A 22,910-nucleotide genomic window follows, 5' to 3' on the forward strand; every position below is an offset into this window, starting at 1 on the left:
ATGAAACAGCAGGAAAAGGCTCCCGAAGTTCTCTTCGTGGGAGGAGCCGGAAAGGCTCCGCTCAGCATCGACGTCGTCGCCATGGCTCTCGAGCAGGCCAGGTCACGCGGAATGGTCACCCGACTTCTGAGCCATCCGGACGACATTCCGCACACCCAGCGAGCCATTGACCTCGCCGACGCCGTCCACGCGCTTGAATTCTCGGACGCCGCGACAGCGGTCGCCTGGTCCGCCGAGCACGCCGCTGACGATCCCCGTCCCCGTGTGGTGTTCACCGGCCGGGAACCCGCTCTGGGGCCGGCCGCCCGAGTGGCGGAGGCACTCGGCGCCGCGGGCAATCCCCCGTCCTCGGTGGACACCGTCATGAACAAGGACGCCTGCCGGACCTTCCTCGCCCGGGCAGGCTTCCGGCAGCCGGCCGTGCGGCTGTGCCAGAACCGGCAGGAGGCCGAGCAGGCGATGCGGGAGACCCGGGGTCCGTGGGTGGTCAAGCCGCGGGTCGGCGGCGGGAGTCTGGGGGTGAGCATGGTGTCCCACACCCGCGATCTGCCCGGAGCACTCGACCTGCTTCCCGGCGAAGGGCCTTTTCTGGTCGAGGAGTTCGTCGAAGGCGAGGAATACAGTGTCGAGGGGCTGTTCCTCGAGGGATCACCCCATGTGCTCGCCGTCACGGCGAAGCGCAAACTGCCGCCACCGTACTTCGTCGAAGTGGGGCATTCCCTGCCCGCACCGCTGCCCGAGCACGTCGGCCGCTGCGTGACGGACACGGTCACCGAGGCACTGGCGGCACTCAAGCTGCAGTTCGGACTGTTCCACGTCGAGCTGTGGCTCACAGCCGACGGCATCGTCCTGGGCGAGGTGCACGCCCGGCTTGCGGGCGGTTACATCCACCGCATGCTCGCCCACGCCGTCCCCGGCCTTGAGATGTTCGGCGCCGTCTTCGACGACGCACTGGGCAGGCCCCCGACCGCCGCGGCCCTCTCCTGCACCCGCGCCGGTGCCTGCCGGTTCTTCACGCCGCCCGCGGGCCGGCTCGTCGCCGTCGAAGGGTGGGAGGAGGCCTCCGCGCATCCCGCCGTGGTGGCGGCCGAGTTGCGTGTCGCACCGGGCGACGTCATCGTGCCGTACCGGCACTCGGAGGAGCGCGTCGGAGCGCTGGCCGTCGGCGCCGACACGGTGCAGGAGGCCGAGGAACTCGTCGGCTCCCTGGTGGATTCTGTTCGCTTCGTGGTCGAGCCCGCCGGAGAGCGGGCCTCGTGACGGCGACCGCGGTGACCGTGTCTCGCACGCAACGCGCCCGCCCCCTCGCGTACGAGCCCGGAGCCGCCCCGGGCCGTTGGCGGGTTCCGGGGCCGGAGATCTGGCTCGTGGACAGCCGAGGCGGCGACCCACGGCCCCTCGGGGCGGAGGCCGTCCTGGACGCTGCCGAGCGGACCCGTGCCGACATGTACCGGCGGGAGGAGCACCGTCGGATCTACGTGGCCACGCACGTGGCCCTGCGGATGCTGCTCGGCGCGTATCTGGAGGAGGACCCGGCGGCCGTGCTCCTCGTCCGGGAAGACTGCCCGGGCTGTGGAAAGCCGCACGGTCGGCCCGCGGTCGCCGGGTCTCCCCTGCACTTCTCCGTCTCGCACAGCGAGGGTGTGGCCCTGCTCGCGTTCGCCGGTTCACCGGTCGGTGTCGACGTCGAAAGACCTCCGGCCGAGGAAGCACTGAGCCATCTACTGCCGTCCCTGCACGCACGTGAACGTGCCGAACTCGCCGCTCTGCCACCGGCGGAGCGCGCCGTGGCCTTCGCCGCGTGCTGGACACGGAAGGAGGCGTACCTCAAGGGAATCGGCATCGGCCTGGCCGCGGGCCCGCACCGCCACTATGTCGGCGGCGGTTCACAGGCGGCGCCCACGCCGGGTTGGACGCTGACGGACGTCACCGCTCCCGACGGCTTCATGGCCGCCTGCGCCGTACGCAACCGGGACCTCTGAATCGCGAAAGCCCGGGTGCACCGCGCGCAGTGCGGCGGGCACCCGGGCCTACCGGGCCGGCAATGGCGTCAGTCGGCGGGCATACGCGTCGAATTCACCAGGCCGATCTCGTTGAACGTGGCGACGCGGGGGTGCCCGTCATCGTCCTCCTGGCAGTACGGCTCGCCCGCACGCCGCACTCCCGTCGTGCGCCAACCCGCGGAACGAGCCGCGGTCAACTCCGCGGTGCGGTCACTGAGGAAGAGGATCCGCTCGGGCGACGACACCCCCACGCTTTCGGCGATGGCCCGATACGAGTCGGCTTCCCGTTTCGGCCCCGTCTCGGTGTCGAACATCCCGTCGATCAGCGGCAGCAGATCGCCATGGGGAGTGTGCCCGAACCATGCACGCTGAGCGGCCACGGACCCCGAGGAGTAGACGTGCAGACGCACTCCGGCGTCGTGCCAGCGCCGTAGCGCCGGCACCACGTCGTCGTAGAAGTGGGAGACGAGTTCACCGGCTGCGAATCCCTCGGCCCACACGAGCCCCTGAAGCGTCTTCAGCGGAGTGGCCTTGCGGTCCTCGTCGAGCCAGGCACCCAGAACCGCCTCGACCCGCGCGGCACCCGCGTCCGGCTCGCCCATCAGGTCCCGGACCTGGCCGACGGCGCGCCGGACCTCGGGTTCGGCCGCGCGCTCCGTCAGGAGCGTGCCGAACGCCGAACGCGAGTAGGGGTAGAGCACGTCGAGGACGAAACCCGTGGCGCTCGTGGTGCCTTCGATGTCCAGGACCACGGCGTCGACGTCATGATGCAGGATCACGCCCGCTGTCCGGTGTACTCGGCGTGGATCGTGTCGAAATCAGGGAAACGCGAGGCGATCTCGCTGCCGGTGAATTTTCCGATCCAACCGTCCTCTTCGTGGAAGAAGCGAATGGCCGTGAAGGAAGGCGACGTTCCCATGTCGAACCAGTGCGTGGTCCCCCGGGGAACTCCCAGGAGATCACCCTTTTCACAGTAGACCGCATGGACTTCCTGGGCCGCATGCAAATAGAAGATCCCCGCCCCGGCGACAAAGAACCGGATCTCGTCGTCATCCTCATGAGTGTGCTCACGAAGGAACTTCTGACGAGCTTCCTTCGCGGTCTCTGCCCATTCGGGAGAATCCGTGGGATGGAGCGAGACCACGTCGACCGTCGAGAAGTCCTCTTCGCCGTTGAGCTTGTCGATCTGCTCCCGGTACGCCTCGAGCACGACATCGGCAGAAGCCCCGGCGGGCACATCCTCGCGGACCGGCCACTGCTCGTACCGCACGCCGATCGGGGCGAGAGCTGCGGCGATCTCGGCGAAGTCGGAGGTGCGGCGGACGACGTTCTCAGGCCCGGAGCCCGGCCAGGTGATCAGTAGTGTCATTCAATCCCCCTGAAGATCCTGTCTGTCGGCTGTGCAATCCCGCGAAGAGCTCAGTTCGGGGCGGCCGTGCGCGTGTAGGACTGCGCCACGAGGCCGGCCTGCAGACGCGACTCCAGCTGCAGCTTGGCCAGCACGCGCGTCACATGCGCCTTGACCGTGCGCTCGGTGACGAGCAGAAGGCGTGAGATCGCCTGGTTCGACATGCCCCGGCCGAGGAGGATGAACACCTCGAACTCCCGCTCGGTCAGGTGCCGGATCCGGCGAACAGGGCCCTCTGCCCAGTCGCATTCGTCGTTCCCGATCAACGACTTGATTCGGCGCCACGCATCGTCGGGCGGCCTCCCCTCCTCCACCCCATGACAGGCTCCCCGTTGTGCGGTGATCAATGCTCCTCCTGTCGCCGTTCGGACATCTCGGCCTCGACCACGCCCATTTTGAATGATGGGTCCGATGCGGCAGGACGAAAAACCGGCCATGCCGCGTGGTGGGTAATGCCATTGATGTCAGCGTAACAGAAAGGGATACCGCCACGGTGTGCGAATTAATTGGGCAATCGAGGCCTTGTCTCGGTGGGCGAGAAAGATTCGGCGGCTTTCTCGGTGGGCGAGAAATCAACTCGGTCCGGGACCCCGTCATCGGGGATCCGCGAGGGCTGCGACAGTGTGCTCAGGCGCCGCACAGCCTCTTCGAGGAGGCGTGTCTGCTTGCAGAAGGCGAACCGAACGTAGGGGGCTCCTTTCTCCGGTGTGTCGTAGAATGCGCCATTCGGTATCGCCACGACCCCCGCCCGCCCGGGCAGATCGCGGCAGAAGGAGAACCCGTCACTCTCGCCGAGTGGCCGGATGTCGACGGTCATGAAGTACGTGCCCGAAGGCCGGAACACGTCGAAGCCCGCCGATTCCAGGCCGGAGGCCAGCAGATCCCTCTTGGCCCGCAGGTCGTGGCGGAACGACGTGAAGTACCCGTCGGGCATCCGCAGAGCCTCGGCCACCGCATACTGGAACGGGCCGGAGGACACGTAGGTCAGGTACTGCTTGGCCGCGCGCACCGCCGCTACGAGTTCCGGCCGCGCCGTCACCCAGCCCACCTTCCACCCGGTGAAGGAGAAGGTCTTGCCCGCCGACCCGATGGACACGGTGCGCTCGCGCATCCCCGGCAGGGTGGCGGCCGACACGTGCGAGCCGTCGAGGACCAGGTGCTCGTACACCTCGTCCATCACGACCAGGAGGTCCCGCTCGACGGCGAGTTCCGCGATCACAGCGAGTTCCTCGCGGGTCAGCACGACCCCCGTAGGGTTGTGAGGCGTGTTGACGAGCAGCAGCCGAGTCCGCTCGGTGACCGCGTCCCGCAGCTCGTCGAGGTCCAGCCGGAACTTGCCCTCGTGCGGGCGGAGCGTCACCGGAACCCGTGTGCCGCCTGCCATTTCGATGCACGCGGCGTACGAGTCGTAGTACGGCTCCAGCGCGATGACCTCGTCGCCTGGGCGGACCAGCGCCAACAAGGTGGCTGCGACGGCCTCTGTCGCACCCGCCGTCACCAGTACCTCGGAGTCGGGGTCGTACGTGAGGCCGTACCAGCGCCGCTGGTGCTCCGCAACGGCCGCGCGCAGCTCGGGTACGCCGGCGCCCGGAGGGTACTGGTTGCCCCGGCCGTCCCGCAGGGCGCGCACCGCGGCTTCGAGTATCTCCGGCGGTCCGTCGGTGTCGGGGTAACCCTGCCCGAGGTTGACCGACCGGGTCCGGGCGGCAAGCTCCGACATCTCGGCGAAGATCGTGGTGCCGAACGCGCTCAGCCGGTGCTCGACCGGCCCGGCCCCGGATGTCACGGCAGTTCCAGCGGGATGGTCATCCCTTCGAGGACACGGGAGCAGCCGCAGGTGCGCTCCTCGGGCAGCTCCTTGACCGTCTCCAGGATGATCTTCCGCAGTTGCTGGACGTTCTGCGCGAAGACTTCGAAGACCTCCTCCTGTGAAACGCTCTCCTCGGGGCCGATACCGGCGTCGAGGTCGGTCACGAGTGCCACGGAGGTGTAGCACAGCTCGAGTTCACGGGCGAGGACCGCCTCCGGCTGACCGGTCATGTTCACCAGCGACCAGCCGGCCGAGGCGTACCACTGCGACTCCGCACGGGTCGAGAAGCGCGGTCCGTCGATGACCACCATGGTGCCGCCGTCGGTTGCCTCGGTCCCTGAGGCGGCCGCGGCCTTGACGGCGGCGAGCCGCCCGTGCGGGCAGTACGGGTCGGCGAACGAGACGTGGACGGCGCCCTGGTCGTAGTAGCTCCGGATGCGGCCGGTCGTCCTGTCGACGATCTGGTCGGGAACGACGACGGCGCCCGGGCCCAGCTCGCGCCGCAGGGAACCGACCGCGCAGGGCGCGAGGACCTGGCGCACGCCGAGCGAGCGCAGGGCCCACAGGTTCGCCCGGTAATTGATCCTGTGGGCGGGGAACTGATGTCCCTGCCCGTGCCGGGGCAGGAACGCAACGCTACGGCCGCCCACCGTTCCCACGCTGATCGCGTCCGACGGCGCGCCGAACGGGGTGTCGATCTCGATCTGCTCGGCGTCGTCCAGCAGTTCGTAGAAGCCGCTGCCTCCGATGACGGCGATGTCAGCCATGAAACCCTCCTGAATACATGTGTGTGTTGCGGCAAAGCACCGGGGTCAGCCCACCCCGATGGCGAGCAGCCGGCAGATCGCCTCGAAACACTCCAGGCGGTTGCGGGCCTGGGCGAGGTCGCTCCCCCACACGGTGATCCCGTGGTCGGCGATCAGCAGACCCGGCGGGCATCGGTCCCCACGGCTCAGGTGGCCGGCCACCTCGTCCGCGATCCGAGGCACATGCGGCCAGTTGGGGAAGACGGGCACGGCGGTCCGCTCCGCCGCATCGAGCCCCAGGCCCTTGAGCAGTTCGAACCTGGTGAGTACCAGCGTCGAGAGGCGCTCGCGGTCGGCAGCCCGACACGCCATCACCGTTGCGTACGGGGAGTGCACGTGGATCACGGCTCGTGCCTGAGTGGTGCGATAGACCGCGGCATGGATGGAGGTCTCCGCCGAGGCACGCGGCGCACCGGAGTGCAGCACATCACCGGTCTCCGCCTGAACGGCGACCATGTCCCCGGGGGTGAGCTCGCCTTTGTCCCGCCCGCTGGCCGTGATCAGCGCGATGTCCGCAGTGTCCCCGGAGAGCCGCACGGAGAGGTTGCCGGACGTGCCGGGCATCCAGCCGCGCTCGTAGAAGAGCCGTGAGAACCGTGCCAGTTCGGCCCCTTCGGCCTCGTACCGGCCCGACTGCGAAACGTTCGGTGCGACCGTCATGCCGGCACCTCGCACAGTGCCGTGAGGGGGTACCGGGCCAGCGAGGCGCGGCCGCCGAGACCCGTCAGCTCGACGAGGACCACGAGGGCCGCCACCTTTGCACCGCAGGCCTCCGCCAGTTCGGCCGCTGCACCCAGGGTGCCGCCCGTGGCGAGGACGTCGTCGATGCAGAGCACCCGGTCACCGGGTGCGACGGCGTCCGTACGGATCTCCAGGCGGTCCTCGCCGTACTCCAGCGCGTACGCGGCGGAGTGCACCGTGCCCGGCAGCTTCCCGGGCTTGCGTACAAGTGTGAGCGGCAGCCCGGCGCTTGCCGCCACGGCGGCGCCGAGCAGGAAGCCGCGGGACTCCACGGCGAGTACCCGGTCGAACGCTCCACGGAAGTCGGCGGCCACCTGGGCTGCGAGACCCGCGAGCAGGCCCGGCTCGGCGTAGACGCGGGACAGGTCGCGGAAGACCACACCGGGGGCGGGATGGTCGGGAAAGTCCTCGAGCAGTCCGGCTATCCGCTCGGCGGGCGCCCCGCAGGAGCGTTGCGCGGCCCGGCCGCCGTCGAACACGGCCTTCTCGGTGACGACGGCGCTGATCAGTTCATGGGGCGTCACGTCGAAAGCGGGATTGAACGCGGCGGCGCCTTCGGGCGCCGTCGGCACGCCGGCGAACTCCACGACCTCGAGCGGGGAACGTTCCTCGATCACGATCTGCGAGCCGTGTGCCAGTCGTGCGTCCCACGTGGACGCCGGAGCGACCACTATGAACGGGATCCCGTGCCGGGCCGCCGCGACCGCGAGGCCGTAGGTGCCGACCTTGTTCGCGGTGTCCCCGTTCGCCGCGATGCGGTCGGCTCCGACGAGGACACAGTCCACCAGGCCCTGGGACATGGCCGCGGCAGCCGCCGAATCCACACAGACCCGGTAGGGGACGTCTGCCTCGCCGAGTTCCCACGCCGTCAGCCGGGCTCCCTGAAGGAGCGGCCGGGTCTCATCGACCAGTACGTCGGCGACCCTGCCTCGGCGGGCGAGTTCGATGATGGTGCCGAGCGCCGTCCCGACCGCGGCCGTGGCGAGTCTGCCGGTGTTGCAGTGGGTGAGCAGCCGCAGGGGCCGCCCGGGGGCGAGCGACTCGACCAGGTCGGCCGCCCGCCGCACCATGGCGGTGTTCACGGCCACGTCTTCGGCCAGCATGTCCAGCCCCTCGGCGAGTACGGCATCGGCGCCTTCGTGGAGGCGGGTCAGTGCGCGGCCGACCGCCCAGGCCAGGTTCACGGCGGTGGGACGCGCTGCGGCAAGCCGTTCCGCGTCCGCCCGTACCTTCGCCTCGTCGAGGGTGTCCCCGTCGCTGTGCGCGTAGGCGCTGAGGGCGACCCCGAGGGCGCCCGCAAGTCCGATGGCAGGTGCGCCCCGTACGGCCAGCGTGGCGATGGCGTCGACGACGTGGTCGACCTCGGTCATCCTCAGCCGCCGGTGCTCGAAGGGCAGGGCACGCTGGTCGAGGGTGACGATCGCGCCGTCCTCCCAGGACAGGGAGACCGCCGGCACCGCCGCATGCTGCTGTGCACTCATGCCGCCACCGCCTTGCGCAGTGCGTCGGCGCGATCCGTCCGCTCCCAGGTGAAGTCGGGCAGTTCACGGCCGAAGTGGCCGTAGGCGGCGGTGGCGGCGTAGACGGGCCGCAGCAGGTCGAGGTCGCGGATGATCGCGGCGGGGCGCAGGTCGAAGACCTGGGTGATGGCCTTCTCGATGCGGTCCTGGGCCACGGCGGCGGTGCCGAACGTCTCGACGAACAGGCCGACGGGCTCCGCCTTGCCGATGGCGTAGGCGACCTGGACCTCGCAGCGCTCGGCGAGACCGGCGGCCACGACGTTCTTGGCGACCCAGCGCATGGCGTAGGCGGCGGAACGGTCGACCTTGGAGGGGTCCTTGCCGGAGAAGGCGCCGCCGCCGTGGCGGGCCATGCCGCCGTACGTGTCGATGATGATCTTGCGGCCGGTCAGGCCGGCGTCGCCCATCGGCCCGCCGATCTCGAAGCGGCCGGTCGGGTTGACCAGGAGGCGGTGCTTGTCGGTCTCGAGCTTGATGCCGTCCTCGGCGAGTGCGGCCAGGACGTGTTCGACGACGTGCTCGCGGATGTCGGGGGTCAGCCGGGAAGTGAGGTCGATGTCGGCGGCGTGCTGGGAGGAGACGACGACCGTGTCGAGACGGACGGGGCGGCTGCCCCGGTACTCGATGGTGACCTGGGTCTTGCCGTCGGGGCGCAGGTAGGGGACGGTGCCGTCCTTGCGGACCTCGGTCAGCCGGCGGGAGAGGCGGTGGGCCAGCTCGATGGGCAGCGGCATCAGCGAGGGTGTCTCGTCGGTGGCGTAGCCGAACATCAGGCCCTGGTCGCCGGCGCCCTGCCGGTCCAGCTCGTCCTCGTCACCCTCGACGCGCTTCTCGTAGGCGGTGTCGACGCCCTGCGCGATGTCCGGCGACTGGGCGCCGATGGAGACGGAGACGCCGCAGGAGGCGCCGTCGAAGCCCTTCTTCGAGGAGTCGTAGCCGATCTCGAGGATCTTGTTCCGCACCAGCGTGGGGATGTCGGCGTACGCCTTGGTGGTCACTTCACCGGCGACGTGCACGAGGCCGGTGGTGATCAATGTCTCCACGGCCACCCGGGAAGTCGGGTCCTCCCGCAGGAGGGCGTCGAGAATGGTGTCGCTGATCTGATCGGCGATCTTGTCGGGGTGGCCCTCGGTCACCGACTCCGAGGTGAAAAGACGACGGGACATGGAACTCCAAAGGACGGGACGGCCTGTGGCTCGTGCGCTGGAGGGGTGGAGAGTGGTGGACGGCGGCTGATGCGGCCTGATCGGGAAAGGACGGACCTCTCGTGAGTCCGGCCTGATCCGAACGAGAGGCCTGGGGCGTGTCTCGAAAGTCCGGCCTGGCCCCGCCCTTCGGGCGGACGGCGCTACGTTCGAGACACGCCCTGGCCCGCTCCCTGCCGGATGCCTTCCAGCAACGGCTCCAGCTCCGCCTGCCGGCGTACGTCGAAGAGCTTGAGATAGCCGTGGCGCTGCTCGAGGGTGCAGCCACGGGAGAGTTTCGTCTGCTCCGATTCCACGGCGTAGTCCACGGTCGTGGCACCCACCCGGCTCGCGTACTCGATCGGTGCGTAGAAGACGAGCGCGAAATAGAGCGGAATCTTCCCGAGCCAGTCGTAGTCGTAGCCGGTCTGGCGCATGTAGAGGCGGGAGCCGCGGTGCACCAGTGCCGAGAATCCGCGCAGCACACCGTCGGCGGACCTCGCCGTGATCGCGTGCAGCGCGTCACCGCAGTGCCTGACGTGCAGTTCGAGGGAGCGGGTGAGTGTCTCCTCGGTGTACGCATGACCGTACTTGCCGCCGTGGTTGAGCATCAGAGGGACCAGCTCCGGAATGAGCTCACCGGTCAGCGGCCGTACGGCGATGTCGAGGCCGGCGCCGTCCAGGACGCGGCGTTCCTTCATCACCTTGCGGCGGCGCCCGCCCGGCAGGCTGTCGAGATAGGCGTCGAATCCCGGCTTCGGCAGGTACAGCGTGGCGTACCGGGCCGTGGGGAACTCCGCGTAGCCCCTGCTGCGCAGCACGTCCCGCAGCGGGTCGGCCTCGCCCACGTAGAGGTAGGCCACGCTGCGGGAGCCGAGGGCGCGGGCCTCTTGCTCCGCTGCCGCCACGAGTTCCTGCGTGAGGGCCCTGCGCTGCTGGGTGCTGCTGTACGGATCGGTCAGCAGCAGCGTGTCCGGCACCCGGCGACTGCCGCCGAGGTAAGTGGGCAGGAGCCGCCCGGGCTCCAGGGCCCCGTCGGGCACGGGTGCCGCGTACCGGTCCGCGAGCAGGCGCAGTGTGCGGTCGACCCGCATGAACGGCCAGGGTTCCGAGGTCTCGTCGAGCGGAAAGCCGACGAGGGCTGCTGCGGGCCGGCCGCCCTCCTCACCCGCCAGGTGGAACCGGGGCGCGATGTTGGTCTGCTCGCTCTCCAGCGAGAGCCAGTCCGCCGAATGGAAGAGTTCCCAGGTCGGGGACAGATCCTCCCAGCCGTTGTCGCGGGCTTCCGCCATCGTGGCGAAAGTGCGCACTGCCACGTCACCCACGTCCCTTCGCCACGGGGACCGGTGCGCCCAGTGCCTCGCGCACGAGCTGCTGCAGGCGCGGGCGGGCCTCGTTCACGTAGAAGTGGCCGCCTTCGAACAGCTGCGTCCGGCAATCGCCCGAGGTGAGCTGTGACCAGTCCGCCAGTGTCTCGTCGGGCACCAAGGGGTCGTCCTTGCCGCCCAGGACCGTGATCGGGCAGCGCAGGGGTTCCCTCTGTTGCCACCGGTAGGTCTCGTACGCCGCGAAGTCCGCCCGCATCGACGGGAGCATGATCCGCATCAGCTCCTCGTCGTTCCAGACGGTGTCCGGAATGCCGTCGTAGGAGCGCCGTACGCCGTCCAGGAACTCGGCGTCGGGCAGGTGGGCGAACGGCGGCTCCTCCTGCACCCGGTGGGGCGGCGGGGATGCCGAGACGAAGAGATGACGTGGTTCTTCGGTCAGCCGGAGCGCAGCCTCGTACGCGATGATCGAGCCCATGCTGTGGCCGAAGAAGGCGAAGGGCACATCGAGCAGCGGTGTCATCGCCTCCGCGACGTGCGCCGCGATGAGCATCAGATCGGTGAGTGGCTCCTCACGCAGACGGCCCTCCCGTCCGGGAAGATGGACCAGACAGACCTCCGTGTCCGGGGCGAGTCCGGTCACCCACCGTGCGAAGGACGACGGGCCGCCGCCGCCGTGGGGAACGCAGAACAGCCGGGCCCGCGCCATGGGGAGCGAGCGGGGGCGCTTGATCCACGGGGACGCGGTCTTGGCGGTCATGCGAGCACCCGCTCTCGACGGGTTCCGGTGAGTATGTCTTCGAGCACGCTGCAGAACCGTTCCAGCTCCTGCTCCGAGTTGTAGTAATGGGGAGAGACCCGGAGCAAGGTGCTCAGCCCGCGTTGTTGCATGTCCACACAGGCCGCGTTCTCCAGACAGACCCATGTGTTCACCCCGGCGTCCTTCAGGGCGTTGCGGACCTCGAAGGTGCCCCGCCCCTCGAAGGAGAGCGCGATGGTTCCGCACTGTTCGCGACCGCGGTCGTGCAGGACGACGCCCGGCATGCCGACCAGGTCCTTGCGCAGACCCGCGGCAAGCCGCCGCATCCGCGCGTACGTGCGCTCGATCCCCCAGCCCAGGGCGTAGTCGACGGCGACTCCGAGTCCGATACGGGCCGCGGTATTGGTCTCCCAGGTCTCGAACCGGCGAGCGCCCGGGGCCAGCCGGTAGCTGCCCGAGAGCCATTCGACACCGTCCAGGCCGACGATGGCCGGTACCAGTTTGTGGGCCAACTCCTGGCGAACGTAGAGGAATCCGGTGCCCCGCGGTCCGCGCAGGAACTTGCGTCCCGTCCCGACCAGGAGGTCGCATCCGATCTCGGCGACGTCCACGGGCATCTGCCCGACCGACTGGCACGCGTCGACCAGGTAGGGGATCCCGTGGCGGCGGGACACCCGACCGATGTCGGCCACCGGGTTGACCAGCGCGTCGTGCATCGGGACGTGCACCATGGCGATCAGGCGGACCCGCTCGTCGAGCATGGCCTCCAGCCCGGCCACGTCGACCAGGCCGTTCCCGTCGACGGGCGCCACTTCCAGGGACACCCCCAGTCGCTCGGTGAGGTGCAGCAGCGACAGGTAGTTGCTGCCGTACTCGACCGCGGAAATGATCACCCGGTCGCCGGCCTGCAGCGGCACGGAGGACATGGCCATGCCCCAGGCCCGGGTGGCGCTGTCCAGGATGGCGACCTCCTGGCGACTGCAGTTGAGCAGCGACGCGAGCGCGGTGTGGGCGTTGCCGACAGCGCCCTCGGACCGCTCAGCCGCCTCGTACGGGCCCACTCTGCTCTCCAGCCGCAGGTAGGAGGTCATCACGTCGAGAACGGGCAGGGGGACGAGGCCGGCGCCGGCGTTGTTGAGGTGCACCACATGGTTGACACCGGGTGTTTCGGCGCGTGCCCTGGCGAGATCAAGAGTCTCGTACATCGTTCGTCCAAGTCTCTGGTGGCGTGCGGGGAACGAGGACTATCCGGCGAGATGCCGGAGCGCCTCCTGGCCGGCGTCGGTCTCCTGAGCCGGCTGCTCGGGGACGCCGGCCCAGCCGACCTCGACGAGCTCACCGACGGTCGTACACCCCCAGAACTGCTCAAGCGGCACCTTGATCTGCAGTACTTGCTCGATCCGGGAAACCACCTCGAGGAGCGCGAGCGAGTCACAGCCGACCGCGAGGAGCTCGTCCTCGTCGGCGACCTCGTCCACCTCGGCAACCCCGGCGACGATCTGCCGTACGACCGAGCCGACCTCGTCCTTCGTCGTACGGCGTGCCTCATCGGAATGCGCGGCACCGCCCTTCCGCGCGAATGTGCGGCGGATGCGCTCCATACGCTCCGTCAGGGGGACGGTCGAGACAACGCACTGGGGCTCGCCCGAGGCGAGAATCGAGCCCAGCAGTTCGCCACCCTGCTCTCGGCGGATCGCGGTACGGGCTGCGGCAGCACCGATACGCGCTCCGCTGCCCTCGTCGAAGCGCCACGAGTCCCAGTCGACGCTGACCCAGGGAGCGCCGTGGGCACGCCTCCGGTGGGCGTAACCGTCCAAGTAGCGGTTGGCCGCGGTGTAGACGCCGAAGGCGATGCCGCCGAGCAGTGTGTCCAGGCTGGAGCAGACCAGGCAGAAGTCGAGTGGCTGCGCCCGCGTGGCACGATCGAGAGCGGAGATGCCCGGCACCTTGGGGCGCAGCGCCTCGGTCGCACGCTCCACTGTCGTCTCGGAGAGCAGCGAGAAGTTGCGGCCCTCTTCGATACCGGCCGCGTGGACCACTCCGTTGACAGGTCCCCACTCCCCCGTGATCTGCTTGACGACCTGCTGCAGCTGATGCTCGTCCGCGACGTCGGCGGCGAACACGCGGACCTCGGAACCGAGTTCCCTGAGTGCCCGCACCGCCTGGTCGCGGCCGGTACCCGCCCGGTCGAGGCCGCGACGCGACACCAGAGCCAGCCGGACACGGGTGGTCCGCGCGAACTGCTCGGCAATGGTGAGACCGATACGGCCGAGGCCGCCGGTGATCAGATACACGCCGTCGGTCTGCAGTGGGGCAGCGAGGCCCGGCTCGGCCCGGACCCGCTCCACCGTGCCCGTCATGCGGTCACCGCCACGGTAGACGACCTCGAGCTCGTCCCCTCCCGCGGACATCTCGGCCAGCAGCCGGGGGACCACATCGGCGGGCGGACTCCCGACCGAGAAGTCCACGCAGTGGCAACTGATCCCGCTGTGCTCCTGAGGAATGACCCGGCACAGACCGATGAGCGCCGCGGCTTCCAGGTCAAGTGTGGTGGCCTCGCCCTGAGCCGGCTGGGCGTTCTCGGTCACGACCCAGATCTCGGGCGTCTGTGCCGCCCCGGCGAGGGCCTGCACCAGGCTGAGCATGCTGAGCACGCCGAGCCGGATGCCCTCGTCCTGGCCGGAGGCGCGGCCACCGTACGAACTCAGCTGCACGACCTTCCTGATGGGACCGCCCTCGGCGACCGCCCATTCCACCAGGCGCGCCGCGTCATCGGCGTCCGCGGGCCGGAACCGGACATGGCGCCGCTCCCTGTCCGCCTCGAAGTCGGTGCCCGGCTCGACAAGAACGCAGGTCAGTCCTGCGGCGTCGAGCTCCTCGCGGACGGACTCGGTCATCGGACGGCCGTCACCGATCACGAGTGCCGTGCCGTCGGTGTCCTGCAGGTCCCCCTGGTGGTACGGGCGGGGGAGCGAGGTCCTCGTCCACACCGGCCGGTACAGCCATTCGGCCAACGGTGCCTGCTCCTCGGGCTCCAGCGGCGCACCTCCGGTGCCCTCCGCCGCCGGCGGCTCGATCCACAGGCGTTCGCCCTGCCAGGGGTAGGTGGGCAGCGAGACGCGGCTGGGCTGTCGGCCGGCGAACTGAGCCCGCCAGTCGGGATTCCCTCCGGCGACCCACTCCCGCGCGATGTCCGCGGCCGTGCCCTCCCGGCCGGCGCCGACTTCGGCATCAGGAACAGAGAGGGCCTGCTCCAGCTCCGCCGTCGAGTTCACCACGGCGGCCCACCGGTGGGCCAGCGGGCGACGGCCGGCGGCCAGGGTGAAGGCGAGGTCGGCCAGGCCGGTCTCCGGGCGGGCCGCGACGAAGTCCCGAAGCCGCTCGACGACCTGCGCCAATGCCGTCTCGGTGCGCCCGGACAACAGGACCGCGTACGGGCCGTCGCAGGCCTCCGCGTCGGCAGCCGGCTCTGGCTCGGGGGCCTGCTCCAGCACGAAGTGGGCGTTGGTGCCGCCCATCCCGAAGCAGCTCACACCGGCTCGCCTGATCCCGGCCTCCCACGGCCTGAGCTCCCGGTTGATGTAGAAGGGGGTCGGGTCGAGGTCGATGTCCGGGTTGATCTCGTCGAGCACGGCCATCGGCGGGATCTCACCGTGCTTGAGGCACAGAATCGCCTTGAGAAGCCCGGCGATGCCGGAGGCGAAGCAGAGGTGACCGATGTTCGCCTTCACCGAGCCCAGCGCGATGAAGCCGGTCTTCGAGGTGAACGGCCGGTAGGCGCGCGTGAGTCCGCGGACCTCGATCGGGTCGCCCACGAGCGTGCCGGTGCCGTGGCCTTCGAGCAGGCCGATGGACTCCGCCGATACACCGGATGCCTCCAGGGCCGCACGGATCACCTTCGACTGACCCTCGACACTCGGTGCTGAGAAACCCGCTTTGGCACGGCCGTCGTTGTTGACCGCACTGCCCTTGATCACGGCGTGGATCTGGTCTCCGTCGCGCTGTGCGTCGGCCAGGCGGCGCAGCACCAGGACTCCGACGCCGTCGCCCTCCACGTAGCCGGATCCCTTGCTGTCGTACGCGCGGGTGCTGCCGTCCGCCGACAGGATGAAGCCCTCCTGGTACTCGTAGGCCAGGGTTCCGGCCGTACCGATGCTCGCGGCGCCGACAAGTGCCGTGCCCGCACGGCCTTCCCGCAACGACTCGCAGGCCAGGTGGACGGCGACGGCCGCCGAGGAGCAGGCCGACTGGACGTTGACGCTCTCACCGGTCAGTCCGAGCTTGTAGGAGATGCGGGTCGGCAGCGTGTCCGGGCCGTTGGACAGCTGGATGAGCATCCGCTCCGCCGCCGACCGGGGCCCGAAGTCGCGTCCCTCGTAGTAGGTGTTGGGCCCCACGGAGGAGTAGACGGCGACGTCCTCGACGATCCGGTACGGGTCGTAGCCCGCGTCCTCCATGGCGTTCCACGCACACTGCAGCAGGTGCCGGTGCTGAGGATCGAGTACCTCGGCCTCGCGCTTGGGAATGCCGAAGAATTCGGCGTCGAAGTCCTGCACACCGTCCATGACGCCGCGGGCGTGCACCCAGCGGCGGCCGGTCTCCGCCTCTTCGACCACCCGGGGCGTGCCGTGGGTGATGGCCTCGCGGCCCTCGCGCACCAGGGACCAGAAGGCGTCGATGTCGCGGGCCCCGGGCATGACCGCGGCCATGCCGACGACGGCGATGTCCGGCCGGCCGGCGTTCGGAAGAGTGCTCATTGTTCTACACCTCAGAGTTGGCGATCGCGTCGGCCAGCAGCCGCACGGTGGGGTACTCGAACATCGACACGAGGGAGAGCCGGATGCCCAGCTCCTGCTGTATCCGCTGGTGTACGCGTTTGATCGAGAGCGACGTGCCACCCAGATCGAAGTAGTTGTCGTCGACGCCCACGGCGCGGGTCTTGAGCACCTCGGCCCAGATCTCACTGAGCACGGCCTCCACGTCCGTGGCCGCGGGACGGAAGTCGACACCCAGGTCGAGGCGGGTGCCGTTCGCGCTGTCGCGCAGCTCCCCGCGATCGGCCTTGCCGTTGCTCGTCAGGGGGATCCGGTCCAGCCGGAACAGCTCCGACGGAATCATGTAGTCGGGCAGTCGCCGGGCCAGGCGGCCGCGGAGTTCGGCGACCGTCGGCGCAGTGCCCTCCACAGGAACGATGTAGGCGGCCAGGACCCGCTCGGCACCCTGCTGCCGGTCCACCACGGCGACCTGCTTCACCTCCGGGGCCTGCAGGAGCGCCGACTCGACCTCGGTCAGCTCCACCCGATTGCCGCGGATCTTGACCTGGCTGTCGATGCGCCCGATCACCTGGATCAGGCCTCCGGGCAGTACCCGGGCGAGGTCGCCCGACTTGTAGACCCGGGCGCCCGGCGCGCCGCCGAACGGGTGGGGGACGAAGCTCTTCTCCGTCAGGTCGGGCCGGCCGTGGTATCCGCGTGCCAGAGCGTCGCCGCCGATGTAGAGCTCACCGAGTTCCCCGTCGGGCAGTTGCCTTCCCTCGGCGTCCACGACCCAGACCTCGGTGCCGGGGAGCGGGGCCCCGACAGGCGGCGGCGAGTGCACCAGGTCGGACGCCTGGAACACCCTGCAGCAGGTGAACACGCCCGCCTCGGTGGGCCCGTAGCCGTTGGAGAAACGGATGTCCGTCGTGCGCATGGCCTGGGAGAGATGCGGTGTCGACACCACTTCGCCACCCACGATCACCTGACGCAACCCGCAGCCCTCGAACAGGCCCTCGTCCACGACCTGGTTGAACACGGTCGGTGTGAGCCACAGTGCGGTGACGTCGTGGGCGTGCACGGCCTCCATGACCGACTCGGCCGATACCGGGGTGTCCGGGTGGAGCACGAGGCGGCCGCCGTTGGCGAGCGAGCCCCACACCTCCAGCACGTGGGCGTCGAACGAGAGCGGGCATATCTGCAGGAACGTCTCCTGAGGCCCGAAGTCGGCGTAGACGCCGGTGCGGACGATGCGCGCCGCGGCCCGGTGCGGGACGGCAACGCCCTTGGGGGCACCCGTGGTTCCCGATGTGTAGATGACGTACGCCAGATTCTCCGGCGTGGGCCGCAGACCGGCGGGATCGTCCTCCGCCGGAAGGGGGTACTCGGCGTCGACACGGACGCGCGCGTCAGCGAAGTCGGCGAGCCGCTCGTGGGTCGCCGCCGAGGTGATCACAGTGGCGACCCCGGCGTCCGTGAGGATGCCCGCCACGCGCGCCCCGGGATCGTCCGTCCGTAACGGGAGATACGCGCCGCCGGCCTCCAGGATGCCCAACATGCCGACGAGCATGTCGGCGGACCGTTCGACATGGAGGCCGACGACGACATCGGGGCCGACGCCCCGGCCTCGCAGGTGGGCCGCCAACCGCAGTGCACGCTCGTGCAGTTCTGCGTAGGAGAGGGTGCGACCATCGTGTGTGACAGCGGGAGCGGCCGGGGTCGCCGCTGCGTGTTCGGCGAACATGTCGTGCAGGCAGCGTGCAGTCGACCCGGTCTGCCGAACCGGCTGCTGGATGTCAACCATGGAACTACTTTCTGTCCACGAGATCTCGTCACGGGCCTCTACGGAGGGACCGGCGCCCTGTACGTCTCTTCCGTCCACTGTGCGTGCTCGATTCCGTGCGCCGTCGGCCCGACGGCTGCTCACCAGATCGAGCCCCCACGAGCCAGGCAAGATCCAAACACGACAGATCCGTGAAGACATTGGACCTACGTACACACCGGCACATGAGACAGGTCACCCTCGGGTCCCACCGCAATGCCGACGACGGGTGAGCGATGCGTTCGAACCCCCTCGGGCGTCGCAGGCCGTGGCGCACCTGGCCTGCGGCCGGGCACGCTGTTCGCCCTCCGGAAGCGGTGGTCTCGGCGACCCCGACATCGCAACGCAGCTCGCCCCCGTGATCGGTGTGCAAACCGGGTGAGGATTTGAGCCACCTCGTGGACCGGCGCCACCCGCAGCAGCGAGGGTTCCGCGGCCTCCAGCACCGTCACTCGGGCCCCGGCGGTCCGGGCGGCAGCGGCCGTCGCGGCGAGCGGGTGGAGGGGCAGTTGAGCAGCCGCCGTTCGGTCGGGGCCCGACCGTCCGGCTGGAAGCCGTACTGCTCCAAGACGGCTTCGCACACGGTGACGGAGCGCTCGGGCCCGAGCCTGCCGGGACGACTGCGTGCCCGTGCCCTCCTCGAGCTCCTCGGCCCGCTGCGGGACCGTGCGCAGCGCGGCGGGGCGCACGTTCTCGTCCGGCCGCTTGCCGAGGACCGCGTCCATGAGGATCTCCGCGAGGACGTCCGGACGGCACTCGGGGATGCGGATGTCGGTGTCGGTGTCGGCCGGCTCGTAGGCCTTGGGCCGGCGGCCGGCCCTGGGGGTCCGCCGGGACTGTCGCAGCCGGCGGACAGCAGCCCGGCCGCGACGTGCTTGTCCAGGTGGAAGGTGGCCGGCTTGACCGGGACGCCCGCGTCGGCTGCCGCCTCCTTGCGGGTCACCGGAGGGTGGGCGCGCCGTATCGGGCCGTACATCCTGCGGCGCAGCCCGTCGGCGAGCACCGCGACCGCTTCGACGCCCTCGGCGGGGGTGACGAAGACGGCGTCAGGTCGCAGGCATGCCCGGATACGGCAACGAGGCCTCCGAAGAACCTCCGGCCACCGTCGCCCGCCGGTACGTCGTCACCCTGAACCACCGATGGCACGACCACTGACGCAGCGGCATCGGTATGGCGGCCATGGGGATACCTCCCATGGCCGGCACGCCCTGGAAGGGCGGGGAGGGAGCGGCTCCGCGCAGCGGCCCCGCCCCCCGCCGTCCCCGCGCCGGGGAAGGCCGGACGGACCGCGGCTCCGCCCTGGCGCCACCCGCGACGCGGTGCGCTCCGCGCGCCCCCGTCAGATGAAGTTGAGTGCAGCCGCGCCGCCGGCCCCGCCCAGCAGCATGAACGCCGGCATCAGGACCTTCAGCTCCACCCAGCTGCCGGCCCGGAAGCGCATCGGCTTCGGGGGACCGATCGGGTACCAGCGCTTGTTGCCGACGGGAATCGGCCACAGTATCGGGCAGCCGGAGACGGTGAGGGCGTCGCCGATGTCGTGGACGAGGGCGCCGAGGACGATCGGGAGGCCGAGCCACAGGTACTCCTGGCCGGGCCCGGTGAAGAGCCAGTCCGCGCCGTTGCCCGGCTTGTCCAGGACGCCCGCGAGGATCCACGCGCTGGTGGCGCCGAGCAGCCAGACCAGGATGTCGCTGGAGACCCGTGCGGCCCGCCACAGCAGGCCCTCCACGGCGAGCACCATGTGGACGAACAGGATCGCGAGGACCGCCCACCGCCCGCCGAGGACCGCCAGCGCGGAGGCGCCCGCGCCGATGAGGACGGCCCACAGCCAGGTGTGCGTCAGGGTCCGGTGCCCGCCGGTCCTGCGTTTGTCACCCTGTTTCTTCGTCGCTTTGTAGACCGCGTACGACAGCTTGTCGACTATCTCGCAGAGCCCGCGCGACACCGGCCCGAAGGCCCGTGAGATCGTCGCTGCCTTGTGGTCGAGGTCGGGCGCCAGCGCCGCGCCCGCGCAGATCAGTGCTCCGACGACGAGGACGGGCCACGGCATCGGGTCTCCCGCGGCGGCCGTCGCCGCGCCCACCCCCAGCCAGGCGGCCGCGCCGGACAGAGAGTGCGCCGGTCCCATCATGTGCGTTCCCGCCCCATTGCTCTTGTGCTGTACCCCGGTTGACAGGGCAGCGTATCGGTCGTGATCTTGCCGCCCGCGGCCGGTTCCCTGATCCGGGAGGCGGACAGGCAAGATGGGGGTGTGACCCTTATCGATCAGCTGCCGCCAGAAGCCGACCCCGATGCCCTGTTCGACGCCTTCTCCTCATGGGCGGAGGACCGGGGCATCACGCTCTATCCGGCTCAGGAGGAGGCGCTGATCGAGGTGGTCTCGGGGGCGAACGTGATCCTCTCGACCCCGACCGGCTCGGGAAAGAGCCTGGTCGCGGCGGGTGCGCACTTCGCGGCCCTGGCGAAGGACCAGGTCACCTTCTACACCGCGCCGATCAAGGCGCTGGTCTCGGAGAAGTTCTTCGACCTGTGCAAGCTGTTCGGCACGGAGAACGTCGGCATGCTGACGGGCGACGCGTCCGTGAACGCGGACGCCCCGGTCATCTGCTGCACCGCCGAGGTGCTTGCCTCGATCGCGCTGCGGGACGGCAAGTACGCCGACATCGGCCAGGTCGTGATGGACGAGTTCCATTTCTACGCGGAATCGGACCGCGGCTGGGCCTGGCAGATCCCGCTGCTGGAGCTGCCGCAGGCGCAGTTCATCCTGATGTCGGCGACGCTCGGCGACGTGTCGATGTTCGAGAAGGACCTGACGCGCCGCACCGGCCGCCCCACCTCCGTGGTCCGCTCGGCGACCCGTCCGGTGCCGCTCTCGTACGAGTACCGGCTGACACCCATCACGGAGACGCTCACCGAGCTGCTGGAGACCAAGCAGGCACCCGTCTACATCGTGCACTTCACGCAGGCGCAGGCAGTGGAGCGGGCGCAGTCGCTGATGAGCATCAACATGTGCACGCGTGAGGAGAAGGACAAAATCGCCGAACTGATCGGCAACTTCCGCTTCACCACGAAGTTCGGCAAGAACCTGTCCCGCTATGTACGGCACGGCATCGGCGTGCACCACGCGGGCATGCTGCCCAAGTACCGGCGGCTGGTCGAGAAGCTGGCGCAGGCGGGCCTGCTGAAGGTCATCTGCGGCACGGACACGCTCGGTGTCGGCGTCAACGTCCCCATCCGTACGGTGCTGTTCACGGCACTCACCAAGTACGACGGCAGCCGGGTGCGGACGCTGCGGGCGCGTGAGTTCCACCAGATCGCCGGCCGGGCCGGCCGGGCCGGCTTCGACACCGCCGGCCTGGTCGTCGCGCAGGCGCCCGAGCACGTCATCGAGAACGAGAAGGCGCTCGCGAAGGCCGGCGACGACCCGAAGAAGCGCCGCAAGGTGGTCAGGAAGAAAGCCCCGGAGGGCTTCGTCGCCTGGTCGGACTCCACCTTCGAGAAGCTGATCGGGTCCGAGCCGGAGCCGCTGACCTCCCGTTTCCGGGTGACCAACATCATGCTGCTGTCGGTGATCGCCCGGCCGGGGAACGCCTTCGAGGCGATGCGCCGGCTGCTCGAGGACAACCACGAGCCGCGCAAGGCGCAGCTGCGCCACATCCGCCGGGCGATCGCGATCTACCGCTCGCTGCTCGACGGCGGTGTGGTGGAGCAGCTGGACACCCCGGACGCGGAGGGCCGCACGATCCGGCTCACCGTCGACCTCCAGCAGGACTTCGCGCTGAACCAGCCGCTGTCGACGTTCGCTCTCGCCGCCTTCGACCTCCTGGACCCCGAGTCGCCGTCGTACGCGCTGGACATGGTCTCCGTCGTCGAGTCGACGCTGGACGACCCGCGCCAGATCCTCGCCGCGATGCAGAACAAGGCGCGCGGCGAGGCGGTCGGCAAGATGAAGGCGGACGGGGTCGAGTACGAGGAGCGCATGGAGCGGCTCCAGGACATCTCGTACCCGAAGCCGCTGGAGGAGCTGCTGTGGCACGGGTACAACCTCTACAAGAAGTCGCACCCGTGGGTCGGTGACCACCCGGTCTCGCCGAAATCCGTGATCCGGGACATGTACGAACGGGCGCTGACGTTCACGGAGTTCACCTCCTGGTACGAGCTCGCCCGCACCGAGGGCATCGTGCTGCGGTATCTGGCGAGCGCGTACAAGGCGCTCGACCACACCATCCCGGACGACCTGAAGACGGAGGATCTGGAGGATCTGATCGCCTGGCTGGGCGAGATGGTCCGCCAGGTCGACTCCAGTCTGCTGGACGAGTGGGAGCAGCTGGCCAACCCGGAGGTGGAGACCGCGGAGGAGGCGCAGGAGAAGGCGGACCAGGTCAAGCCGGTCACGGCGAACGCCCGCGCGTTCCGTGTGCTGGTCCGCAACGCGATGTTCCGCCGGGTGGAGCTGGCGGCCCTCGACCAGGTGGGCGAACTGGGCGGGATGGATGCCGAGTCGGGCTGGGACGAGGAGGCGTGGGGCGAGGCGATGGACGGGTACTGGGACGAGTACGACGCCCTCGGCACGGGTCCCGACGCCCGTGGCCCGAAGCTTCTCGCCATCGAGGAGGACCCGGCGCACGGCCTGTGGCGTGTGCGCCAGACCTTCGCCGACCCGAACGGCGACCATGACTGGGGTATCAGTGCGGAGGTCGATCTGGCAGCCTCCGACGAGGAGGGCCGGGCGGTCGTGCGGGTCACGTCCGTCGGCCAGCTCTGAGAGGGAAGAGGT

Annotated in this window: 17 protein-coding genes; 3 read left to right on the forward strand and 14 right to left on the reverse strand. The window is 69.8% G+C overall.

The features are described 5' to 3' along the window. Together IE198_RS11275 and IE198_RS11280 are read left to right on the forward strand one after the other, a co-directional pair. Positions 1–1,260, forward strand: coding sequence for an ATP-grasp domain-containing protein (locus IE198_RS11275; protein WP_189885367.1), 1,260 nt, complete (start codon positions 1–3; stop codon positions 1,258–1,260). A 17-nt stretch (positions 1,261–1,277) separates the two neighbouring features. Further along, positions 1,278–1,982 (forward strand): 4'-phosphopantetheinyl transferase family protein, encoded by a 705-nt coding sequence (locus IE198_RS11280; RefSeq protein ID WP_229833838.1) that lies wholly within the window; start codon positions 1,278–1,280, stop codon positions 1,980–1,982. Positions 1,983–2,050: 68 nt separating this feature from the next. Here IE198_RS11280 and mtnC read toward each other — a convergent pair whose 3' ends face one another. The 14 genes from mtnC to IE198_RS11350 all read right to left on the reverse strand — a co-directional run bounded on the left by mtnC (position 2,051) and on the right by IE198_RS11350 (position 20,264). Then, complete coding sequence (mtnC, locus tag IE198_RS11285) at positions 2,051–2,782, reverse strand: acireductone synthase (protein ID WP_189885369.1); 732 nt, start codon at positions 2,780–2,782, stop codon at positions 2,051–2,053. Further along, entirely contained in the window at positions 2,779–3,372 is a 594-nt protein-coding gene (locus IE198_RS11290) for a 1,2-dihydroxy-3-keto-5-methylthiopentene dioxygenase (protein WP_100105997.1), read from the reverse strand. Before IE198_RS11290 ends, mtnC begins: the two co-directional genes overlap by 4 nt. 50 nt (positions 3,373–3,422) lie before the next feature. Then, entirely contained in the window at positions 3,423–3,677 is a 255-nt protein-coding gene (locus IE198_RS35095; RefSeq protein WP_229833839.1) for a response regulator transcription factor, read from the reverse strand. A gap of 236 nt (positions 3,678–3,913) precedes the next feature. Then, on the reverse strand, positions 3,914–5,197 hold the full coding sequence (locus IE198_RS11300; protein ID WP_100105999.1) for a pyridoxal phosphate-dependent aminotransferase: 1,284 nt from the start codon (positions 5,195–5,197) through the stop codon (positions 3,914–3,916). Next, positions 5,194–5,988 (reverse strand): S-methyl-5'-thioadenosine phosphorylase, encoded by a 795-nt coding sequence (locus IE198_RS11305; protein WP_189885373.1) that lies wholly within the window; start codon positions 5,986–5,988, stop codon positions 5,194–5,196. Before IE198_RS11305 ends, IE198_RS11300 begins: the two co-directional genes overlap by 4 nt. A 45-nt stretch (positions 5,989–6,033) precedes the next feature. Beyond that, complete coding sequence (gene mtnB / locus IE198_RS11310) at positions 6,034–6,687, reverse strand: methylthioribulose 1-phosphate dehydratase (protein ID WP_189885374.1); 654 nt, start codon at positions 6,685–6,687, stop codon at positions 6,034–6,036. After that, a complete protein-coding gene (gene mtnA / locus IE198_RS11315) occupies positions 6,684–8,249 on the reverse strand; it encodes an S-methyl-5-thioribose-1-phosphate isomerase (RefSeq protein WP_189885376.1) in 1,566 nt (521 codons plus the stop codon). The genes mtnB and mtnA overlap by 4 nt, the downstream gene beginning before the upstream one ends. Next, positions 8,246–9,454, reverse strand: coding sequence for a methionine adenosyltransferase (gene metK, locus IE198_RS11320; RefSeq protein ID WP_189885378.1), 1,209 nt, complete (start codon positions 9,452–9,454; stop codon positions 8,246–8,248). Before metK ends, mtnA begins: the two co-directional genes overlap by 4 nt. Before the next feature lie 182 nt (positions 9,455–9,636). Next, a complete protein-coding gene (locus tag IE198_RS11325) occupies positions 9,637–10,788 on the reverse strand; it encodes a peptidogalycan biosysnthesis protein (protein WP_189885380.1) in 1,152 nt (383 codons plus the stop codon). A gap of 1 nt (position 10,789) precedes the next feature. Next, entirely contained in the window at positions 10,790–11,557 is a 768-nt protein-coding gene (locus IE198_RS11330) for a thioesterase II family protein (protein WP_100106005.1), read from the reverse strand. Continuing rightward, positions 11,554–12,762 (reverse strand): aminotransferase class V-fold PLP-dependent enzyme, encoded by a 1,209-nt coding sequence (locus tag IE198_RS11335; RefSeq protein ID WP_189885382.1) that lies wholly within the window; start codon positions 12,760–12,762, stop codon positions 11,554–11,556. Before IE198_RS11335 ends, IE198_RS11330 begins: the two co-directional genes overlap by 4 nt. Positions 12,763–12,801: 39 nt before the next feature. Further along, positions 12,802–16,314, reverse strand: a complete 3,513-nt coding sequence (locus tag IE198_RS11340; protein WP_189885384.1) for an SDR family NAD(P)-dependent oxidoreductase — start codon at positions 16,312–16,314, stop codon at positions 12,802–12,804. A gap of 4 nt (positions 16,315–16,318) precedes the next feature. Continuing rightward, the gene (locus tag IE198_RS11345) at positions 16,319–18,115 is read right to left on the reverse strand and encodes a non-ribosomal peptide synthetase (RefSeq protein WP_189885386.1); all 1,797 of its coding nucleotides are present in this window, start codon (positions 18,113–18,115) and stop codon (positions 16,319–16,321) included. A 1,357-nt stretch (positions 18,116–19,472) separates the two neighbouring features. Next, on the reverse strand, positions 19,473–20,264 hold the full coding sequence (locus IE198_RS11350) for a metal-dependent hydrolase (protein ID WP_189885387.1): 792 nt from the start codon (positions 20,262–20,264) through the stop codon (positions 19,473–19,475). 60 nt (positions 20,265–20,324) lie between these two features. Between IE198_RS11350 and IE198_RS11355 the strand changes: the two genes are divergently transcribed. After that, on the forward strand, positions 20,325–22,898 hold the full coding sequence (locus IE198_RS11355) for a DEAD/DEAH box helicase (RefSeq protein WP_189885389.1): 2,574 nt from the start codon (positions 20,325–20,327) through the stop codon (positions 22,896–22,898). Positions 22,899–22,910 lie beyond the last annotated feature (12 nt).

The sequence above is a fragment of the Streptomyces xantholiticus genome (assembly GCF_014651015.1).
GTDB lineage: Bacteria > Actinomycetota > Actinomycetes > Streptomycetales > Streptomycetaceae > Streptomyces > Streptomyces xantholiticus.

Coding starts and splice junctions, on each gene's coding strand:
- IE198_RS11275 (WP_189885367.1), top strand. CDS start 1: ATGAAACAGCAGGAAAAGGCTCCCGAAGTTCTCTTCGTGGGAGGAGCC.
- IE198_RS11290 (WP_100105997.1), bottom strand. CDS start 3,372: ATGACACTACTGATCACCTGGCCGGGCTCCGGGCCTGAGAACGTCGTC.
- IE198_RS11305 (WP_189885373.1), bottom strand. CDS start 5,988: ATGGCTGACATCGCCGTCATCGGAGGCAGCGGCTTCTACGAACTGCTG.
- mtnB (WP_189885374.1), bottom strand. CDS start 6,687: ATGACGGTCGCACCGAACGTTTCGCAGTCGGGCCGGTACGAGGCCGAA.
- mtnA (WP_189885376.1), bottom strand. CDS start 8,249: ATGAGTGCACAGCAGCATGCGGCGGTGCCGGCGGTCTCCCTGTCCTGG.
- metK (WP_189885378.1), bottom strand. CDS start 9,454: ATGTCCCGTCGTCTTTTCACCTCGGAGTCGGTGACCGAGGGCCACCCC.
- IE198_RS11330 (WP_100106005.1), bottom strand. CDS start 11,557: ATGACCGCCAAGACCGCGTCCCCGTGGATCAAGCGCCCCCGCTCGCTC.
- IE198_RS11335 (WP_189885382.1), bottom strand. CDS start 12,762: ATGTACGAGACTCTTGATCTCGCCAGGGCACGCGCCGAAACACCCGGT.
- IE198_RS11340 (WP_189885384.1), bottom strand. CDS start 16,314: ATGAGCACTCTTCCGAACGCCGGCCGGCCGGACATCGCCGTCGTCGGC.
- IE198_RS11345 (WP_189885386.1), bottom strand. CDS start 18,115: ATGGTTGACATCCAGCAGCCGGTTCGGCAGACCGGGTCGACTGCACGC.
- IE198_RS11350 (WP_189885387.1), bottom strand. CDS start 20,264: ATGATGGGACCGGCGCACTCTCTGTCCGGCGCGGCCGCCTGGCTGGGG.